Origin of the sequence: Antarcticimicrobium luteum, assembly GCF_004358185.1 — a bacterium.
Classification (GTDB): Bacteria; Pseudomonadota; Alphaproteobacteria; order Rhodobacterales; family Rhodobacteraceae; genus Antarcticimicrobium; species Antarcticimicrobium luteum.
This window is the reverse complement of sequence record NZ_SMUV01000030.1, coordinates 1-18,394: the sequence shown is the minus strand read 5'-3', so window position 1 is coordinate 18,394 and position 18,394 is coordinate 1. Positions and strand designations below refer to the sequence as shown.

General features: G+C 63.7%; 17 protein-coding genes. 10 read left to right on the top strand and 7 right to left on the bottom strand.

The features are described from left to right. Positions 1–510 (top strand): acyl-CoA dehydrogenase family protein (locus E1832_RS00925; protein WP_133357889.1); only part of this gene is annotated, 510 nt, incomplete at its 5' end. A gap of 81 nt (positions 511–591) precedes the next feature. On the opposite strand, the gene E1832_RS00920 is transcribed toward E1832_RS00925, so the two are convergent. Beyond that, positions 592–1,701 carry a CaiB/BaiF CoA transferase family protein gene (locus E1832_RS00920; protein WP_133357888.1) on the bottom strand — a complete coding sequence of 370 codons (1,110 nt, stop codon included), beginning with the start codon at positions 1,699–1,701 and terminating at the stop codon, positions 592–594. Positions 1,702–1,874: 173 nt separating this feature from the next. Here E1832_RS00920 and E1832_RS00915 point away from each other — a divergent pair, with 173 nt between their 5' ends. Next, positions 1,875–3,266, top strand: coding sequence for a hypothetical protein (locus E1832_RS00915; RefSeq protein WP_133357887.1), 1,392 nt, complete (start codon positions 1,875–1,877; stop codon positions 3,264–3,266). Positions 3,267–3,322: 56 nt separating this feature from the next. Here the strand turns inward: E1832_RS00915 and E1832_RS00910 are convergent, their stop codons facing one another. From E1832_RS00910 to E1832_RS00900, 3 genes are read right to left on the bottom strand one after another with little or no spacing between them, the layout of a single operon-like run. Next, positions 3,323–4,435: a C4-dicarboxylate TRAP transporter substrate-binding protein gene (locus E1832_RS00910; RefSeq protein ID WP_133357886.1), complete on the bottom strand. Its 1,113-nt coding sequence runs from the start codon at positions 4,433–4,435 to the stop codon at positions 3,323–3,325. Positions 4,436–4,484: 49 nt separating this feature from the next. Beyond that, on the bottom strand, positions 4,485–5,792 hold the full coding sequence (locus E1832_RS00905) for a TRAP transporter large permease (RefSeq protein ID WP_133357885.1): 1,308 nt from the start codon (positions 5,790–5,792) through the stop codon (positions 4,485–4,487). Then, positions 5,785–6,282, bottom strand: a complete 498-nt coding sequence (locus tag E1832_RS00900; protein ID WP_133357884.1) for a TRAP transporter small permease — start codon at positions 6,280–6,282, stop codon at positions 5,785–5,787. The genes E1832_RS00905 and E1832_RS00900 overlap by 8 nt, the downstream gene beginning before the upstream one ends. A 250-nt stretch (positions 6,283–6,532) precedes the next feature. Between E1832_RS00900 and E1832_RS00895 the strand changes: the two genes are divergently transcribed. After that, positions 6,533–8,200: an oxygen-binding di-iron domain-containing protein gene (locus tag E1832_RS00895; protein ID WP_165978762.1), complete on the top strand. Its 1,668-nt coding sequence runs from the start codon at positions 6,533–6,535 to the stop codon at positions 8,198–8,200. Positions 8,201–8,313: 113 nt separating this feature from the next. On the opposite strand, the gene E1832_RS00890 is transcribed toward E1832_RS00895, so the two are convergent. Continuing rightward, entirely contained in the window at positions 8,314–9,318 is a 1,005-nt protein-coding gene (locus E1832_RS00890) for a CaiB/BaiF CoA transferase family protein (protein ID WP_127600723.1), read from the bottom strand. A gap of 1 nt (position 9,319) precedes the next feature. Further along, positions 9,320–10,471: an acyl-CoA dehydrogenase family protein gene (locus E1832_RS00885; RefSeq protein WP_127600725.1), complete on the bottom strand. Its 1,152-nt coding sequence runs from the start codon at positions 10,469–10,471 to the stop codon at positions 9,320–9,322. A gap of 233 nt (positions 10,472–10,704) precedes the next feature. Here E1832_RS00885 and E1832_RS00880 point away from each other — a divergent pair, with 233 nt between their 5' ends. Genes E1832_RS00880 through E1832_RS00855 form a run of 6 tightly spaced genes read left to right on the top strand, consistent with a single transcriptional unit; the run spans position 10,705 to position 16,355 of the window. Beyond that, the gene (locus E1832_RS00880) at positions 10,705–11,118 is read left to right on the top strand and encodes a Zn-ribbon domain-containing OB-fold protein (RefSeq protein ID WP_127600727.1); all 414 of its coding nucleotides are present in this window, start codon (positions 10,705–10,707) and stop codon (positions 11,116–11,118) included. Beyond that, positions 11,118–12,221: a thiolase family protein gene (locus E1832_RS00875; RefSeq protein ID WP_127600729.1), complete on the top strand. Its 1,104-nt coding sequence runs from the start codon at positions 11,118–11,120 to the stop codon at positions 12,219–12,221. Before E1832_RS00880 ends, E1832_RS00875 begins: the two co-directional genes overlap by 1 nt. Positions 12,222–12,228: 7 nt before the next feature. Then, positions 12,229–12,573 (top strand): hypothetical protein, encoded by a 345-nt coding sequence (locus tag E1832_RS00870; RefSeq protein ID WP_206020969.1) that lies wholly within the window; start codon positions 12,229–12,231, stop codon positions 12,571–12,573. A gap of 40 nt (positions 12,574–12,613) precedes the next feature. Beyond that, a complete protein-coding gene (locus tag E1832_RS00865; RefSeq protein ID WP_133357882.1) occupies positions 12,614–13,939 on the top strand; it encodes a Rieske 2Fe-2S domain-containing protein in 1,326 nt (441 codons plus the stop codon). Then, on the top strand, positions 13,936–15,165 hold the full coding sequence (locus E1832_RS00860) for a CoA transferase (RefSeq protein ID WP_165978761.1): 1,230 nt from the start codon (positions 13,936–13,938) through the stop codon (positions 15,163–15,165). The genes E1832_RS00865 and E1832_RS00860 overlap by 4 nt, the downstream gene beginning before the upstream one ends. Next, on the top strand, positions 15,162–16,355 hold the full coding sequence (locus tag E1832_RS00855) for a CaiB/BaiF CoA transferase family protein (protein ID WP_133357881.1): 1,194 nt from the start codon (positions 15,162–15,164) through the stop codon (positions 16,353–16,355). Before E1832_RS00860 ends, E1832_RS00855 begins: the two co-directional genes overlap by 4 nt. Positions 16,356–16,358: 3 nt before the next feature. Here the strand turns inward: E1832_RS00855 and E1832_RS00850 are convergent, their stop codons facing one another. After that, complete coding sequence (locus E1832_RS00850) at positions 16,359–17,081, bottom strand: FadR/GntR family transcriptional regulator (protein WP_165978760.1); 723 nt, start codon at positions 17,079–17,081, stop codon at positions 16,359–16,361. 529 nt (positions 17,082–17,610) lie between these two features. On the opposite strand from E1832_RS00850, the gene E1832_RS00845 reads away from it, so the two are divergent. Next, on the top strand, positions 17,611–18,087 hold the full coding sequence (locus E1832_RS00845) for a MarR family winged helix-turn-helix transcriptional regulator (RefSeq protein WP_127600739.1): 477 nt from the start codon (positions 17,611–17,613) through the stop codon (positions 18,085–18,087). Positions 18,088–18,394 lie beyond the last annotated feature (307 nt).

Here is an 18,394-nt window from a genome sequence, read left to right as displayed (position 1 = left end):
AAAGGGCAAAAGTGGACGACTTTTACGCCGCCCGCGACAACACTATGCCGTCGCTACCGCGGCCGAGTATTGCTCCGCCGTTCACACCTTGCCGAAAGTGTGAAATATGCCAAGGAACGCGCGCCGTTCGGCAAGCCGCTCTCGGTCAACCAGGCAATCCAGTGGCCACTTGTCGAGGCCGCGACGCAGATCGAGATGCTGCGGCAATTGATCCGCAAGACCGCTTGGGAAATGGACCGGATGCCCGCTACCGAAATCGCCAGGACGTTGTCCGACAAGGTGTCGATGTGCAACTACTGGGCCAATCGGTTGGTCTGCGAGGTGGCTGACCGGGCGATGCAGATCCACGGCGGCATGGGGTATTCGCGGCATAAGCCGTTCGAACACATCTACCGCCACCACCGTCGCTACCGGATCACCGAAGGTTCGGAAGAGATCCAGATGCGCAAGATCGCCGGCCACCTGTTCGGTTTCGTCGGACGGAAATCGCGCGCGTCCGAAGACGCCTAGCCCCGCTGGGATGAGAATGCCAGGAGCCATTGCGGCCTGGGTGCGGTGCCTCAAGCACCGCACCCAGGGCAGGCCGAAAGGTCAGCCGAAGAACTCGTCGTTGCCTTCGCCCACCTCAGGCACGCGGTTACCCACATGGGCTCTTGAGCGGGAGAATTTGAACGGCGGGTTCGGCACTTTGAACTCGCCCGACGCGTCGATGACCGGTGCCAGGATACCACGCTCGCGCGCCTCGTCGCTGGTCAACGCCTCGGCTACCGTCCTGTACCGGGAGGTCGGGACACCTGCGGCCATGAGTGCCGCGACACAATCGTCGCCGCTGCGCGACCGGGTCCACGCTTCAATCTCGACCATCATCTCGGCCCAGTGGGTCTGCCGCCCGACGGCGGTCGCGTATATCGGGTCCTTGGCCCAGTCAGGATCGCCCAGCATGGTTCGAAGTCCCTGGAAATTCTTGTCGCTGAGCGGCACGGTCACGATGAAGCCGTCAGTGGTTTTCACCGGCACGTAGACATGGCGCGGATTGGCTTGCGGGAATTGCACCTCCTGTACCTCATAGACCATCATCGACAGGATGCAATCCATCAGCGCGACATCGACAAGTTGCCCCAGCCCCGAGCGTTCACGCTCCAGGAGCGCGGCCTGGATCGCACCCCAGGCAAAGACGCCTGCCAGCACATCGGCAAAGAACATGCCGGTGGGAGCCGGGCGGTTGGCCGGGGGATCGAAGCCCATCAGTGTGAGGTCGAAACCGGAGGCCGCGTGGATCATCGGCGCGTAGGCCGGTCGGGTCGCCGCCGCACCGGATTGGCCAAAGCCCGAGATCGCGCAATACACCAGGCGCGGATTCAGCTCGGACAGCCTGTCCCAACCCAAACCGAGGCGCGCCATCACGCCCGGTCGGAAGTTTTCCACCACCACGTCCGCCGAGGCGATGAGCGCGCGGGCCCGGGCCAGCCCCTCCTCGGATTTCAGATCGAGCGTGACGCTGCGCTTGCCCGCGTTCAGCGCCCCGAAATAGGAGGACGCACCGTCGCGCACCGGAGGACGGCCGCGCATGGATTCGCCGCCTTCGGGTTCGACCTTGATGACCTCCGCACCGACATCGGCAAGGAGCCGGGTGCAGAAAGGCCCCGCCATGACCTGTGAAAAATCGATCACCCGGAACGGCGCCTTTGGTGCATCAGTCATTTTATTCTCCCTCGGTTCCCGCTAAACTCTAATGGTAGGTCCATTTGATCGCAAGCTGGAACCGTCCTGCGAGATGGGCGGGAAGATATGATAAAACAAAGAAACATGGCGGATTTTTCGACGCTTCTTTCCTGGTTGGAAAGGCATGACCAAAGGCGAGTTATTGGACGATGATGTCGGACCCGACGCCAGATGGAACCGGGCTTCGGGGCGCGATTCCCATTGCGTTGATCCTGCCCGCCATCGTGCTTGCCTTCATCGACCTGGTGACCGGGCAACATGCGCTGGCGGGGCCGGCGCTGATTCTGGTCTTGACCTTCGTGCTGGTCGGCTGGCGCGGGCTGAAACCCAATGCGCGGATTATGCTGGCCATGTCCGCAGTGGTGGTGATCGGCTGCATCGCGGTCGGCGTGAGCTGGGCAGAATTCCAGGTCATCGCCTCGCGCACCATGTACCTGCCCGTGCTGGTCGCGGTGATGACGGTGCTGCGGGTTGCCGCCGAAGGGTCGCCCATGGTCACCGGGGCCGGGCATTTCGTCGTCGAGCAGCCCCCCTCGCGCCGCTTCGGGCTGCTTGCCATCGGCAGCCAGATTTTCGGCGTGCTGCTGAATGTCGGCGGCTTCCTCCTGCTTCTGAACATCGCGCTGCGCACGGTGAACGCCACCGCGCCGAACGAGCGGGTGCGCGAGATTCAGACCCGCCGGGTGGTGAACGCGATCCTGCGCGGCTTTGCGCCCGGCATCTACTGGTCCCCGCTGGGGGTGGCGATCAACCTGCTGCTCCCGATCTTCCCCGGCCTGACCTGGTTTGGCTTCCTGCCCTACGGGCTGAGCGCGCTGGCCTTCTACCTCGCCGTCTCCTGGGCCTTTGACCTGCTGGAGCCGCGGGCCAGGAACGTGCCTCCGGCGAAGAGCGGTCGGGGACGGCTTCAGGACCTCCTCGGCCTTGTCCTTGTTCTCGTCGTCATCGCGGGGGCTGCCGGGCTCGCCGAGCATTTTCTGGGCGTTCCGCTGCGCGCGGCGATCCTGATCATCGTGCCGAGCTACGCGGTGCTGTGGATGCTGGCGAACCGGGGGGCCGTTTCACCGGGCGCGTCGCTGGCCCGGATGGGGGGTGAGACCATACGTCTCCTCCCCCGCTCGACCAGCGAGATCTGCGTGATGACCGCATCGGGCTTCGTCGGCCTCGCCCTTGCCGCCATGGTGCCCGCGAGCGTTGTGGAAGCTATCGTGCTGAAGGCCGGGTTTTCGGCGGGCGTACTGGCGGTGGTCGTGGCCTGGCTGATCCTTGCCCTGTCCATGGTCGGGATCAGCCCGGTCATCACCGGAACGCTCTTCGTGGCGGCGATTGCCGGGGTCGGCATCGACATGCCGGATGCGATGTTCATGCTGGCCGCGCTCATCGGCTGGTCCTGTGCGGTGATCGTGTCTCCCATGACGGCGACCATCGCCATCGCGTCAGGTGCGCTCGACCGCCCGGCTTCGCAGGTCGGGCTGCGGTGGAACGGCGCGACGGCGGTCGCAATCCTCGTCATCGCCTCCATCGGGTTCCTGATCGTCTACTGACACAAAGAAAGAGGGCGCCGAAGCGCCCTCTTCCAATCCGATTGAAGTCCGTCAGATCAAAGATCGACCTTGCTGTAGATTTCGTCCCAAAGCACCTGCTCCAGCACAGCGGCATCGCCCTTGATCTGCTCCTCCGAGATCGCGCGCCATTTTTCGAGGTTGGCAACATAGGCGTCCATGATCGCCTGCGCGTCTTCGACACCGCGTTCGGCGGCTTCCGCCAAGATGATGTCGCGGGCCGCGTCATTGGCGGCCTGAAGGGCGGCCTTCATCGACTCTTCGCCCTGGACGAAGTTCACGCCATGGTCGGCGATGGCCGTTTCCTTGGCGCGCTCGTCATCGCCGATAAAGCCTGTGACGGTGGACTGGGCGACGATGAAGGGCATCTGGCGCAGGACCATCTGCTGGCCTTCTTCGCCGAGGTCGTGCCAGGACTGCCTGTTGAACGTGACTAGGCCAAGGCCCGCGAGGACGCCCAGCGGCTCTTCGATCACGGTCTTCACCACTTCGGCAAGGCTGTATTGCTTGAGCCAGGCGGTCGGGCCGACGATGCAGTCAAGCTGCCCACGCTCCATCGCCTCGTACATGTCGCCCGCGGGCATCGACACGGCAATCCCGCCGAGCGCTTCCGCGGTGCGCGACATGGCAGTGCCGCCGCTGCGCATCCGAAGACCCTTGAGCGAGTCCGCCGAACCGTCTAGCTCGCTTGAGCAAAGCATGCGATAGGGCGTGGGCACCTGACCGCCGAGATAGACCAGGTTGTTGTCGGTGTAGTCCGCCATGCAGGAGGGACAGTCGAAGAACATGGTCTCCAGCATCGCGCCCGCCACCGCGACCGGATCACCGCCGAAGGGCATCATGTCAGACAGCATCGCCGCGTTGGGCAGTTCCGAGATGAAGTAGCTGGGCGCAACGAAGCCCGCATCGGCGATCCCGTCTCGCAGGCCGCCGAGCATCTCGCGCCCGCCCAGAAGCTGGCCACCGGCGAAGAGCTTGAACTCGATGGAGCCCCCGCTCTCTTCGGCGATCTTGGCGAAGGCCGGTTCGAGCGCGAGCGTGTTGTTCGACGACGCGGGCGGTGCGAAGGTTGCATAGTTGTAGGTCTCGGCCATGGCCGGGACCGCGAGGCCGGTGCCTAATGCAGCGGCCAGGATCAGTTTGGTACGCATGGGTTTCTCCTCTCCAGATTGTTCGGTTTTGCGTGGGTCAAGTTTTCGGTCATTGCATCAGCCCCGGCAGGAAGAGGCTGATCTTGGGAAAGACGACGAGCAGGACGACGACCAGCAGTTCACAGGCCAGGAACCACAGGATGCCCTTGAAGATCGTCCCCAGCGGCACGGTGTTTCCGACGACGCCCTTGATTGTGTAGACGGACAGGCCGACCGGCGGGGTGATCAGGCCGATCTCGACGAACTTGATGACGAGGATGCCGAACCAGATCAGGTCGAAGCCCGACGCCTCGATCATCGGCAGGAAGACCGGGAGCGCGATCAGCAGAAGCCCGATCGGGTCCAGGAACATGCCGAGGATCAGGAAGACGACGCCACAGAACAGCACGATCCCGTAGCCCTGTACGCCGAAATGCTCGGCAAAGTCGATCATCGCGAAGGGAATGCCAGACAGGGCGATGAAGCGGGACAGGAGTACGGCGCCGATGGAGACGAAGAAGATCACGCCGGTGCCGTAGAGCGTGTCCTTGATGCTTTGCAGCATCACGTCCCAGGTCAGCCGGCGGTAGCCCGCGGCGATCACGATGGACAGGAAGGCGCCCAGCGCACCGGCCTCGGTCGCGGTGACGATGCCGGAATAGAGCCCGCCGATAACGCCCAGGATGAGAAGCGGCATGGGCCACACGTCCCGAAGCGAGGCGAAGCGTTCGTTCCAGCTCGGCTTGAAGTCCACCGGCGGGGCCAACTCGGGATTGATCTTGCACCGGGCGGCGATCATCACCGCATAAATGCCGGCGGTCAGAATGCCCGGAATGATCCCCGCAATCATCAGCTTCGAGATCGAGGCCTCGGCGAAGGTGCCGTAGAGCACCATCAGGATCGAGGGAGGGATCAGCGAGCCAAGCGTGCCGGCCGCGGCCACGACGCCGGTGGCAAGCCCCTTGTCGTATTTGAACTTCAGCATCTCGGGTACGGCGATCCGGCCCATGGCGCTGGACGTGGCGACCGAGGAACCCGAGGCGGCGGCGAAGCCCGCACAAGCGAAGTTCGACGCGATGGCAAGGCCGCCGGGTAATCCCGCAAGCCATAGTCGCGCGGCCTTGTAGATCGAGCTGACGATGCCCGCATTGAAGGCAACCGCCCCCATGAGCAGGAACATCGGGATCGCCGAAAGCGACCAATGCGCCACGAATTCATACGGTATCGTCTTGAGCGAGCCGATCGCGGCGCGTTCGCCCACGATGCTGTAGATCCCGGCCAGCGACACGCTGATCAGGGTGATCGCGATGGGCACCCTGAGAGCCAGCAAAACAAGGATCGCGCCAAGGCCAAGACAGCCGATCAGGACGTTATCCATAAGTATGTTCCTCGCCCTGGGATTCGCGTCGTTCGCCGGCATGGCGGAAAAGATATGCAGACTGCCAGAGGCAGAGGATTGCGGTCGAAACCATCGACAGCGGGATAAGCCAGCGGGTCGGCCAGACCGGAACGGTATCTGTCCCGGCCTCGACCACCGCGCCGATCGAGGTCTGGTGCAGCGCTTCCTGCACCGTCACCCAGGCAAATAACAGCAACAGCGCGGCCGAGAAGACACGGATCACCGCATCCATCACATCCTGCCGCTTCGGCGAGGTGTTCACCGTGAAGAGCTCGACGAAGATATGGTCGTCGCGCGCCTGCACAAGCGGGATCGCCAGGTAGACGAGCCCGACCATGTAGTAGAAAGACACGATCTCGAGCGTGCCCTGCACCGCGATGTTGAACAGGTGCCGCGCGGTCACATCAATGATGATGTGAACCAGCATTGCGACGATCGCCAGACCACCAACCCCAAGATTGATGCGCACGATCCACCGAACCCACGCCGGTTGATCAAATATCAAGACTATCCTCCCTCTCCGCCCGTCGGCGATTCACTTGACCCTACCAAGTTTTAATGTTGATAGTTCAACATTAAAGTGTTGCGCAATTGAATTGGCGCATGGTCCAACCAAAAACTCATTTGCCCGAAATGTCAATTCAATCCCCCGGTTTTTGGGGGAGGTGGTTCGTGCGCGCCGCCTCGTTCGCGGTCTGATACGGGGAGGTGAAAGACGAATGAAAAAGTGCAGAGTTAATGACTTGCCTGTCTCGCTCGACGGCGAAACCCTTCACCTTCTGGGCGATAGCGTCGAAATCGACGGGCGGATCAGCTGGCGCGATCCCTCGTTCCACGGGCAATGCGAGCCCCTCAATGCCTATTTTCTGCGTGGTCGCGAGGGGGTAGCGCTGGTTGAGGCGGGTGTGGCGGCGCATCGCGACACCATTGCGGCGCAGCTTGCGCGGCTTCTGTGCGAGGGTGAAAAGGTCACGAGGGTCGCGGTGACGCGGAACGAGCCGGACGTAATCTCGAACCTGCCGAATCTGGTGACCGCTTACGGGGTCGAGACGGCCTATACTCCTGGCGTCATCAATCCGCTCGACTTTTTCGACGATGCAAGCGCGCATCTGCACATGAAAAGCTTCGGGGTGGATCAGCACCCTGCCCTGCCCGGCACCCGTATCATGCTCGGCCCGGATCACTGGCTTGAGCCGGTGCAGACACCGCTGAGGCTCCTGTCGACGATCTGGTATTATGACAACGGCACCCGGACCCTGTTCACCTCCGACATCTTTTCCTCGGCGACCCATGGGCAGGGCGCCGAACCGGTGATGCGGGATGTTCCCGTGCGAACCACCCTCCATGACCGGATGCGCCGGCATCTCCTTGCCAAATTCGACTGGCTGACGTTCTCGAACCTGACCGAGATCATCGACGGGCTCGAGGCGCTGTTTTCGAGGCTGGAGGTCGATATTCTCGCACCGTCGCGCGGTTGCCCCATCGTGGGCGCGGAAGCGGTGAAGCTCTATCAGTCCGTGCTTCTGGACGTTTTGCGCGATCTGGGCCGCAACCGGCCCGCGGCCCCGGCGGCCCAGCCGCAACCCGGCGCGCAGGATCAGAGCGTCGTGGCGACCAATCGCATGATTTACTCCGGTTTCAACACCCGCGACATGGGCGACGGAATGCACCTGCTGGGCGGCTGTTTCCATGCGCAGATGTATGGTCGGTCGTTCCACTCCCACGGCACGGCCTATCTGGTGCTGGGCGACGAAGCGGCGCTGATCGTGGACACCAGCCACGCCAAGGACGCCGCGCCGACGGCCGACTATGTCCGCGCCCATCTTGGCGACCGCAAGCTCTTCATCTTCCCGACCCATGAGGAATATCCCCATGCGGGCAATCTGGGCGGGCTACTCGACGCCTTTCCCGAGGCGCAGGTCGTCGGCGATGTGCGCAATTTCCACCTCGCCTATCCCGAGGCGTTCGCGGCAGGCCGATTCCATACGGTTGCGGCGGGCGACAGCATCGACCTGGGCGGGCGCACCATCACGTTCCTGCCTGCGATCATCCACGACCTGCCCAACACGCTCTGGGCCTGGGACGATCTGACCGCAACCATGTTCGTGTCGGACGCCTTCGGGTTCTCGCATTACGAGACCGAGGAATGCACGCTCTTCTCGGACGAACTGCCGACCCCGCCCACGGTCGCCGACAGCAAACAGGTGCTCGACCTGGCGCTATACTGGACGCGCTTTGCCGAGAAAGAGGGGCTTATCGGCGAGATGGAGCGGCTGTTCGCCGCCTACCCGCCGCGCCGGATCGCCCCGGCCCATGGCAGCGTGGTGACCCAGCCGGCCGATCTGGCCGAGCTGATGAACGAGGCGCTCCACTCGACCACGCGGTGATCCGGGCGGGACCCAGGCGATCTCGACGCCGTGATCGCCGCCCCAGGCCCTGGCCGTCCCCGATCGGGTGCCGCCGACCCGATGGGCGCAGGCGCCCTGCCCTGCCCGACCCGTCAGGCGAGGGGTAGGATGCGGGGCGCGGGTGTCGGTTGCAGAACACCGTCGCGCATTGCGAACACATCCTGCATCTGCGGGTGCGCCTGGGCTTCGGCCATCGACAGTACCGGCGAAACGCAGGCATCGATCTCCCGGAACACGGCGGTCCAGTGGTCACGGTTTCTGCCCGCAAACCGTTCGGCGATGTCGGCTTCTATCAGCGGCCACAGGCTGCGGTCGTTCTGACCGTCAAGATAGGCGCGGTCGAGGTCCAGCGCTTCGACCAGGGCCCGAAAGAACACGGGCTCCAGCGCGCCCACCGCCATGTAGCCACCATCGGCGGTGACATAGCAGCGATAGAAGGGCGCACCGCCATCGAGGACGTTGTCCCCCCGCCCACCACGCCAGCGCCCGTCCGCCATCCATGCCTGTGGCATCGAGGCGAGATGGGCGGTGCCATGGACCATGGCGGCATCGACGATGCAACCCGTCCCGGTCTCCCGCGCCTGCATCACCGCCGCGAGGATCCCGAGTGCCAGGTACATCCCGCCCCCGCCGAAATCGGAGATCAGGTTCAGCGGCGCGCGCGGGGGCCGGTCGGGTTCACCCAAGAGGCTGAGCACGCCGGAAAGGCCGAGATAATTGATGTCATGCCCACCCAGATGGGCCAGCGGCCCCGCCTGCCCCCAGCCTGTCATCCGGGCGTAGACCAGTTTCGGGTTCAGCCCGGCGCAATCGGCGGGGCCGAGACCGAGACTTTCCATCTTGCCGGGCCGGAACCCTTCCACCAGCACATCCGCCTCGGCGATCAGCGCCATCGCGTCTATGATCCCCGCCTCGGTCTTCAGGTCGAGCGGCACATCATCGCGTCCCCGGTTCAGGAACGTCGGCGGCCTGGTGCGCGCGCCCGCCCGCGTGATGCGGGTGACGCGCGCGCCAAGATCTGACAGGGTCATTGCGGCAAAGGGCGCCGGGCCGAGCCCTTCGAACTCGACGATCCGCAGCGACGCGAGCGGACCCATCTCAAGCCACCATCGAGCGTGCAATGATGAGCTTTTGGATCTCGGTCGTGCCCTCGTAGATCTGGGTCACCTTGGCATCGCGCATCATCCGTTCGACCGGGTTGTCGCACAGGTATCCGGCGCCGCCAAAGACCTGCACAGCCTCGGTCGTGACCTGCATCGCGGTGTTGCTGGCGAACGCCTTGGCGCAGGAAGCCATTTCAGCCAACCCGTTGGTCGCGCCGCTGTCGGCCAGTGCGCAGACCCGGTAGAGCAGCGCGCGCGCCGCCTCGATCTGGATCCGCATCTCGGCAAGCTTGTGGCCGATGGCTTGAAACTGGATGACTTTCTGCCCGAACTGTTCGCGCTCATTCGCATAGGCGACGGCGGCGTCGAGCGCACCCTGGGCCAGACCGAGCGCCGAGGCGGCGACGGTGGGACGGTTGTAGTTGAGGCAGTGCATGGTGTTCTTGAAGCCCTGACCCTCCGCGCCGATCATGTTCTCGGCCGGCACACGCAGGTCATCGAAGAACAGGTCCACGGACTTGATCCCGCGCAGGCCCATCTTGCGGACCGCGCCGCCGATGGTCAGCCCGGGCGTGCGCTGTTCCACCAGAAAGGACGACAGGCCGCCGCCCCGTGTCCCTTCGCTGGTCCGCGCGATCACATTGATGAACTTGGCGGTGTCGCCCTTGGTGATGAAGGTCTTCTGCCCGTTGATAACCCAATGGTCGCCATCGCGACGCGCCGTTGTCTTGATCCCCGACACGTCCGAACCCGTGCCCGGCTCGGTCAGGCCGATGGCCGCGGTGATGTTGCCGGTCGCCACTTGCGGCAGGAAGTGCCGGCGCTGCTCTTCGGTCCCGAAGGCGCGCAGGGGCAGGACCATGGCGAAATCGCAGGCGCCGACAAGATGCGAGACCGCGAAGGAATGGCGTGCAACCTCTTCCTTGGCGATGCAGTTCATCAGGAGCGTACCGCCCGGACCCTCATATGCCTCCGACACCTGAAGCTGAACTAGCCCCATGTCGCGCAGAAGCGGCATGACCTTGTCAGGCATGGCGTCTTCATCATCGATCTGCGCGGCGATGGGCGCGAATTCCTTCTCGCTCATTTTGCGCACGGCTTCCCGGAACATCTGAAGCTCTTCGGATTGATCAAACGATTCGAGCATTGGCTCCTCCACTGTTCGCATTTTACATACTCTAAAAGGTAGTACCTTTTAATGTCAACAAATGTAACCTTATGATATTAAAGTACTTAAGTTTCATTCGATTGGTTCTCGATATGCTGGGATGGGTGTCCCGCGCCACGATGGCCGTTGAAGGTCGTATCGGATTCATCGTATTGATTTAATGGTAGAACCCTTGTAAGGTCCGATCAAATCATAGCAATACGTTGAGAAGTATGGAGAATCATCGCCCACAACCGAGTCCGAATGCCGACACGCGCCGGTTCTGGGATGCCGGGCGGGCGGGCGGGTTGTCCCTGCCCAAGTGCCGGGAGTGCGGGCGGATCGTCTGCCCGCCGAAACCCGCCTGCCCCTCCTGTCGCAGCGGGGCGCTGGACTGGGTCACGCTGTCGGGGCGCGGGCGGCTCAAGGGGTGGTGCCGGATCCACATCGCCGCGCTGCCGGGGCGTGAGCCGCCGGTGACGGTGGTCGAAGTCTCGCTGGAGGAAGACCCGCGGGCGACGTTGGTGGCGCTCGACGAAGACGGCGTGGTCGAAACGCTGGCGCCCGATGCGCCGCTGACGCTCACCTTCCGTCCGGACCCGAATGGGTTCAGTTTTCCGGTGGTCGGATCGTCGGAGGCGGAGTGATGGGCGGCGTCGTCATCGCTGGCTTCGGCGCGTCCGAGATCCTGCGCAAGACGGATCGGTCCATTACCGACCTGTCGGTCGAGGCGATCCGGCGCGCGCTTGCGGATGCCTGGATCTCGGCGGACGATGTCGATGGCTATGTCGGCGCGCCCTTCGCAACCAATGCCGGCTCGCCCCATGCCGAAGGTGGCGACGAGATCTCGCTCAAGACCATCGCCGCCACCTTGAACCTGCCGCTCACATATGGCGCGGACCTGTTCCGCCGCTACCCGACCGATATGGTGAGCTTCGCCGCCAATGCCCTGAGCGCCGCAAACAGCCGTTTCGTGCTCGGTCTCAGGGCGATGTATAATCTGCCGGGGCTGTCCTACGCGACCTCCGGGGCCGATCAGGCGTTCGGCAACGACCAGTTCACCAAACCCTTCGGCTTCACCACGGCGGGCGCGCGTTTCGGCACCCGGGCACAACGGTACATGGCGACCCATGGCGCAACGCGTGCGGATCTTTACGAAGTAGTGGCGCTGGCCCGCCGGCACGCCGCGAACAACCCCGATGCAGTCTGGCGCGACCGGAGCGTCAGACTGGACGACTACCTTGCCGCCCCGATGATTGCCACGCCCCACGGGCTTCTGGATTGCGACATGCCGGTCTGCGGCGCGATGGCCTTTGTCATGTGCCGGGCCGCAGATCTGCCCGCTGGCGCGGCGGCCGCCCGGGTCACGGGCTGGAGCGGCTTCACCACCCCGAATGCGGTGTTCGAGACGAGCGGGCGCAGCGCGGCGGATGTCACGCAGGCCCAGCTTTACGACGGTTTCTCGTCGATGATCTGGGAATGGCTGGAGGGCTTTGGCCTGTGTCCGCCCGGGAGCGCATGGTCCTTCATTCGCGACGGGCACGGCAACGCGGACGGACGTCTGCCGCTCAACACGTTCGGCGGCAGCCTGGGCGAAGGCCGGATGCATGGAATGGGCCACCTGCGCGAGGCCTATTTGCAGGCCACCGGCAAGGCCGGGGCGCGGCAGCAGGCCGGCGTCGGGCCGATCCTCGTCCATAATGGCCCGTTCGACGATTCCTCTTTCCTGATGATTGAACCGGAGGCGTGAGAGACCCATGACCCCTGTGACTGTCCGCGACTATCTGAACATCCCCTACACGCTTCTGGCCGAACCTGTAGAAGTGGAAGGCGGCGATTGGCTGCGCCGCCTGAGTTATCCGGAACTGGGCGATATCCACGCCCAGGGTCTGGATGTCGAACAGGTGTTTCTTGAGATCGAGCGGATGCGCTTCGCCGAGATCCTGAGACGCCTGCAACAGGGCGACCTCCCGCCCGTTCCGCGCCCGCCGCTGGCCACATCGACACCCGGCTGGTGGGCGCGGTTTCTTGGCCTTGGCGACGAAGTCACCGCATTTCTGGACAAGTCGCCGGAAGAATACCGGCAGAGCCGATCAAACTGAGTTTTCGAAACGCGCAAGACCCACTGAAAGGAGACACCACATGCTGTCCCACGAAGACAATGAAACCCTCGTCCGCGTCGGTCCCGGCACCACAATGGGCGGGCTGATGCGCAACTACTGGCTGCCGATCTTCGCCAGCGCCGATCTGGAGAAGAACGCGCAGCCCCAGACCGTGAAGATCCTGGATGAGACCATGATCATCTTCCGCGACAGCGAAGGCTCCGTCGGCCTGGTCGACCCGGTCTGCCCGCACCGCGGTGCGCCGATGATCTATGGCCGGAACGAGGATTGCGGTCTGCGCTGCGTCTATCACGGCTGGAAATTCAACACCAAGGGCGACGTGGTGGACATGCCCGCCGAACCCGTCCGGTCGCGGCTGAAGGAAAAGGTCAAGATCAAGTCCTATCCCTGTGTCGAACGCAACGGCGTGGTCTGGACCTATATGGGCCCCGAAGATGCGAACAACCGCCCGCCGCTGCCGAATTTCGAATGGAACATGGTTCCGGACGAAAACGTGGTCATCACCTTCCGGGTGCAGGAATGCAACTGGCTCCAGGCACTGGAAGGCGAAATCGACTCCGCCCATGCCGCGATCCTGCATGGTCGCATCGACGGCGGCGGCTCGGTCAACCAGTGGGTTCAGGCCCGCGACCTGCGCCCCAGGTTCGAATGTATCCGTCAGGATTTCGGCATGTCCATCGCCGCCCGGCGCGAGTTGGATGACAAGACGCTCTACTGGCGCGTGAACCAGTTCGTCATGCCGTTCTACAGCATGGTGCCGCCGCAGGCGAACGAGTTCTATGAGCTCTCGGGCCACGCCTGGGTGCCAATCGATGATGAAACCACGCTCTGCCTGATGTTCTCCTACCGTCCGAACGAGCCGCTGCACCCGAAATCCCGCCCGGTGTTCACCGAAGGCTTTCACGGGCGCGAAACGGGGCACCACTCGAACCCTGGTCACGACGATCAGGGGCCGGAAGTGCCGTATGGCCGCTACATCTCCAAATATCGGCGCGAAACCGGATACATGTTCGACTACGACTCGCAGAAAACCAAGTGGTTCTCTGGCCTGCCGGGCCTCTGGGTGCAGGATGCCGCCTGCCAGTCCGGCGTTGCCCGCGTCTATGACCGGACCAAGGAAAATCTCTGCACGTCGGACACAGGCATCGCCATGACCCGGCGCATGCTCCTGGAAGTGGCCGGTGCCTATGCCGAAACCGGCAAGCTGCCCGACCGCTATGCCGATCCCGACCTTTACAAGGTGCGCGCCCTGTCGCTGAAGCTGCCGGTCGAGACGCCTTGGGCGGACAGCGGCAATGTGCTGATGCGGGCCGATCTGGGCGAGCCGCTGGGGTACGAATTGTGAGCGACGGCAAAGTTGCGCTGTCCGGCGTACGTGTGATCGAAATATCCGCGCTCTCCGGGGCGGTCTGCGGGCGAGCGCTCGCAGACCTCGGGGCCGAAGTGATCAAGCTGGAACCGGAGGGGGGCGAGCCCGCGCGACGCGACCTCCCCCTGATCCCGATCGAGGGGGGCGAGGAAAGCGCAAGCTGGATCGTCTTCAACCTGGGCAAGTCGAGCGTGACGGCGGACCTTGCCACCGACGCGGGTCTTGCCGTTTTCGAGGCGCTGGCCAGGACCGCCGATATCGTGGTTACCGACTTCCAGCGCATGAGCCTGGAAGAGATGGACCGGCTGGCCGCGATTGCGCGCGCCGCCAACCCGGCGGTCGTCTGGGCCGAGATCCTGCCATTCGGGCGGGGCCATGCCTATGACCATACGCCGGCGACGGACACGACGCTTCAGGCGCTTGGCGGTCACCTTTACCAGAACGGCGACGTGGACCGCCCGCCGGTGCGCATCGGCGTTCCGGTCGGGCTCATTCAGGCCGGGGCCGAGGCGTCGAATGCCGCACTCATGGCCTATTACCACGCGCTTAGGACGGGTGAAGGACAGCGGGTAGACGTTTCGGTGCAAGAGTGCGTGATCTGGACGCTTCTGAACACCACCATGGCCTGGCAGATCCTGCAACTGAACGAGTTGCGCGGCGGGGCGATCCGCAAGGAGCGCGCCAACCAGTTCTTCACCCGTCTCGTGTGGCCCTGCAAAGACGGTTTCGTCGTCTTCGGCCCGGTCGGCGGCGGCGGCGGTTCGGCCCGGATCAAATCCTATGACGCCCTGCTGAAATGGATGGCCGAGGACGGGATCACCGACGACATCCTGACCAGCCGCGACTGGAACGGTGACGGCCAGTTCTTCATCAGCCAGGAGGATTATGACACCGTCACCGATGTCATCAAACGCTTCATCGAGACCAAGACGCTGGAAGAGTTGACCACCCGCGCGGTGGCCGAGCGTATCCTGCTGGCGCCGATCAACTCGCTGGGCGACATTCTTGTGAACCCGCAGCATGCGGCGCGAGATTATTTCCAGGTCCTTGAGGACCCGCTGCGAAAATTGTCGGTCAAGCTGCCGACCAATTGGGCGCGGATGTCCGAAACGCCGTTGCGTGCGCCGCGCCCGGCGCCGAAAGCCGGGGCGCATACCGCGACATATGCGATCAACGCACAGCAAACGGAGTCGGCAAAGTGAGCAAAGGAATCTTTGACGGGCTGAAGGTCTGTGACTTCATGTGGGCCGCCGCCGGTCCGATCACCACCAAGCAATTGTCGGACAACGGCGCAACGGTCGTGAAGGTCGAAAGCTTCAAGCACCCGGATTCGATCCGGCTGGGCGGGCCTTTCATCGACAACAAGCCGGGCATCAACCGATCCGGCTTCTTCGCCGATTTCCATTCCTCCAAACTCGGGATGGCGGTCGACATGAGCCACGAGGACCGGCTCGACATCATACGACCGCTGGTCGAATGGGCCGACATCGTCGCCGATAGTTTTCGCCCCGGCACGATGCAGAAATGGGGCCTGGGCTACGAAGACCTCAAGAAAATCAATCCCCGGATCATTGTGCTCAGCTCCTCGCTGCATGGCGCAACCGGCCCCTGGTCACGGCACCCCGGGTACGGCGCGCAAGGCGCGGCCTTGGCAGGCATTCAGCACATGACCGGCTGGTCGGATCGGCCGCCGGCGACGCCCAAGGGTGCCTATTCCGACAGCGTCTCGCCCCGCTATTCGCTCACCGCGCTCATGGCTGCGCTGATCCACCGGGAGCGGACCGGCGAGGGCCAGTTTGTCGAACTGGCGCAGATCGAGGCGACTGTGCAACTCGTCGCGCCGCAGCTGCTCGACCTCCAGGTCACCGGACACGAGGCGCAGCGGTCGGGCAACCGCAAGGACGGTGCGATTCAGCACGGGGTCTATCGCTGCACCGGCGATGAGCGCTGGATCGTCATCGAATGCGAGACCGAGATTCAGTGGCGCGCATTGCGCGAAACCCTCGGCGCGCCCGAGCGGCTGGATACAGCACGGACAATCGGGCCGGACTCGCTGGACGAGGCGATCGCCGCGCTGACCGCACCGCAGGATGCATTTGAGCTGTCCGAGCGGCTGCGCGCGGCGGGGGTGCCGGCGGCGGTAGCCTACAAAGGATCGGACCTTCTGGAGGATCCGATCCTCGAGGCCCGCGACCATTTCTGGCCGCTCCATCACGAGGAAATGGGGACGCTCAAATACAACGGCCCCGCCTATCGTTTCGAGAAAACCCCCACCGTCCTGCGGTCGGCCTCGCCGCGGCTCGGTGAGCACACCGAGCATGTGATGACCGATCTGCTGGGCTTCTCCGAGGCCGATATTGCCGGGTTCCGGGACCGCGGGTTGCTTGGCTGACCGTCACCAGAGATTGGTGTGGACGCGGTCGAGGTGCTCCCGCAGGTTCGCCTTGGCCGCGTCCGTGTTCCCCACTTTCAGGTGCCCCAGAAACGCCTCGCGCGACGCAATGAGGGTTTCGGCATCAAGCTCGCCCAACCGGTAGCGCAGGAAGGTCTGGACCAGTTCGGTTTGCCCATCAACCATGAAGATGATCGCGGTATTGCCGGTGAGTGCCGCAAGCTCGTGGTAGAATTCCCGCGCGAGCTGCACGCGCCTTGCGATGGCATTGTCGCGCGCCGCCTCGGCGGTTTGCGTGACCACCTCATCCAGCCTGGACAGATCCACCTCGCCCGGCCCGGAAAAAGCCCGGTCGATGACCATTTCCAGGATCATCATACGGGCCTCGAACAGGTCCCGCAGCGACACCGCACGCAAGGTGATCAGATCGGACAGGGCCTGCGTGATCGAGCTTGCCGCGCCTTCCTGGATGAAGGCCCCGCCCTTCACTCCCTTCTTGAGCGCGACGACGCCGGCGATTTCGAGGCTGCGCAGCGCCTCGCGCACCACGTTGCGGCTGACGCCAAACTGCCGGGCCAGGTCGCGTTCGGGAGGCAGCTTGTCACCCGGCTTCAATTCGCCTTGAAGCAGTTTCTCGCGGACCCGCTCGCACACCAGTTCGAAACTGCGGTGCGACTGGACCGGCTTGAAAGGCACTTCCAATGGGTTCTGTACCGGGGCAACCATATGCGATCCGTTTCTATCTCCGGATTCTGAATAGCAATTTCGGCCTTTTGATGCTAGCCGCCCCGAAGCTCGCATGCCCCGCGCGTGGCCCGAAATGGTAGGACTGATTTCGAACCCGGGCGGGTCCAACACAAGCGGCGCCAACACCCGTCGCGCGCCGTTGCGGCCAACGTCGCCGTGGTCTCAGCGTCCGACCTGGTGCTGGCAGATCCTGTCGGCGGGCTCCCCAGGGGCTCGCTCTCGGCGCCGGCTGTGCCCACGAGCTGTCTGCAGACCTGCGAACGGCATGCGGACGCCCCCCGGACATGATCCAATAGCCTGATTCTGTTCGCCCAATCTGGTTCCCGCGGGAACCGCGGTTGCGCTTTCGCTATGGCCCGGACGGTCGGCAGGCGGCCTCGTTCGCCTTCGCACACAGAGCCGAAGGTTAGGTTGTCGTATCATCGAAACTACCCTAGAAAGAGCGAATGCCCCGCTACCGCCGGTCGTGAAGGCAGGGAAACGGATCCGTGGCCTGCAAGGTAAGATTGTGAGCAAAGATATGGCGTCAGAGAATGTGAACTTGTCGACATGGGACATCGACAGTTATTTCCCGGCTCTGATTACATGGGTTTACAACAAGGTCGCATCGCGGTCGTCCAGCATATACCTGGCCCGTTTTGGCGTCGGGCTGACGGATTGGCGCATCATTGCCTATCTCGGTCTATTCGACGGCGGCACCAATGCGCAGATATGCGATTATATCGGCCTCGACAAAGCGGCGGTCAGCCGCTCGGTGGCCCGACTTAAGACCAAGGGGATCGCCGTCGTCACGCCCATCAACCGGCGCGATCTCAAGGTCGAACTGACCAAGGAAGGCCGCGAACTGGGTGAGGAGATCCTCCGCGTCGCGCTCGAGATCGAGGCCAACCTGCTGGCCGGGGTGAGCGAGGAAGAGAAGCAACAGATTCTTGCGTTCCTGCGCAAGGTGCTCAACAACGTCTCGACCATCAAGAAATCCGGCTAGGCCGTCGGCCTGTCATCTCTCCGGCGTAAACCGGCTCGGACCGGCCTGTTCCGTCAAGATCGAACTTGCCGTGCCGAGCATGGCGTTGCCCGCATGCGGACCGGAGATGCCGGGTCTTCCGGGGTCTGCAGTACGGATGATCCATGCTCGACCTGTTCGGCGCGCCCCGGAAGATCCAAACGCCTGCGAAGACGAACCGAAGCACCCCCCAGCCCGCCACATGTGAACGGCGGAGCAATACTCGGCCGCGGTAGCGACGGCATAGTGTTGTCGCGGGCGGCGTAAAAGTCGTCCACTTTTGCCCTTT

What these genes read in the sequence shown, in the direction of transcription:
- E1832_RS00920 (WP_133357888.1), bottom strand. Translation starts at nt 1,701, where the DNA reads ATGACTGATGCACCAAAGGCGCCGTTCCGGGTGATCGATTTTTCACAG.
- E1832_RS00915 (WP_133357887.1), top strand. Translation starts at nt 1,875, where the DNA reads ATGTCGGACCCGACGCCAGATGGAACCGGGCTTCGGGGCGCGATTCCC.
- E1832_RS00910 (WP_133357886.1), bottom strand. Translation starts at nt 4,435, where the DNA reads ATGCGTACCAAACTGATCCTGGCCGCTGCATTAGGCACCGGCCTCGCG.
- E1832_RS00905 (WP_133357885.1), bottom strand. Translation starts at nt 5,792, where the DNA reads ATGGATAACGTCCTGATCGGCTGTCTTGGCCTTGGCGCGATCCTTGTT.
- E1832_RS00895 (WP_165978762.1), top strand. Translation starts at nt 6,533, where the DNA reads ATGAAAAAGTGCAGAGTTAATGACTTGCCTGTCTCGCTCGACGGCGAA.
- E1832_RS00890 (WP_127600723.1), bottom strand. Translation starts at nt 9,318, where the DNA reads ATGGGTCCGCTCGCGTCGCTGCGGATCGTCGAGTTCGAAGGGCTCGGC.
- E1832_RS00885 (WP_127600725.1), bottom strand. Translation starts at nt 10,471, where the DNA reads ATGCTCGAATCGTTTGATCAATCCGAAGAGCTTCAGATGTTCCGGGAA.
- E1832_RS00880 (WP_127600727.1), top strand. Translation starts at nt 10,705, where the DNA reads ATGGAGAATCATCGCCCACAACCGAGTCCGAATGCCGACACGCGCCGG.
- E1832_RS00875 (WP_127600729.1), top strand. Translation starts at nt 11,118, where the DNA reads ATGGGCGGCGTCGTCATCGCTGGCTTCGGCGCGTCCGAGATCCTGCGC.
- E1832_RS00870 (WP_206020969.1), top strand. Translation starts at nt 12,229, where the DNA reads ATGACCCCTGTGACTGTCCGCGACTATCTGAACATCCCCTACACGCTT.
- E1832_RS00865 (WP_133357882.1), top strand. Translation starts at nt 12,614, where the DNA reads ATGCTGTCCCACGAAGACAATGAAACCCTCGTCCGCGTCGGTCCCGGC.
- E1832_RS00850 (WP_165978760.1), bottom strand. Translation starts at nt 17,081, where the DNA reads ATGGTTGCCCCGGTACAGAACCCATTGGAAGTGCCTTTCAAGCCGGTC.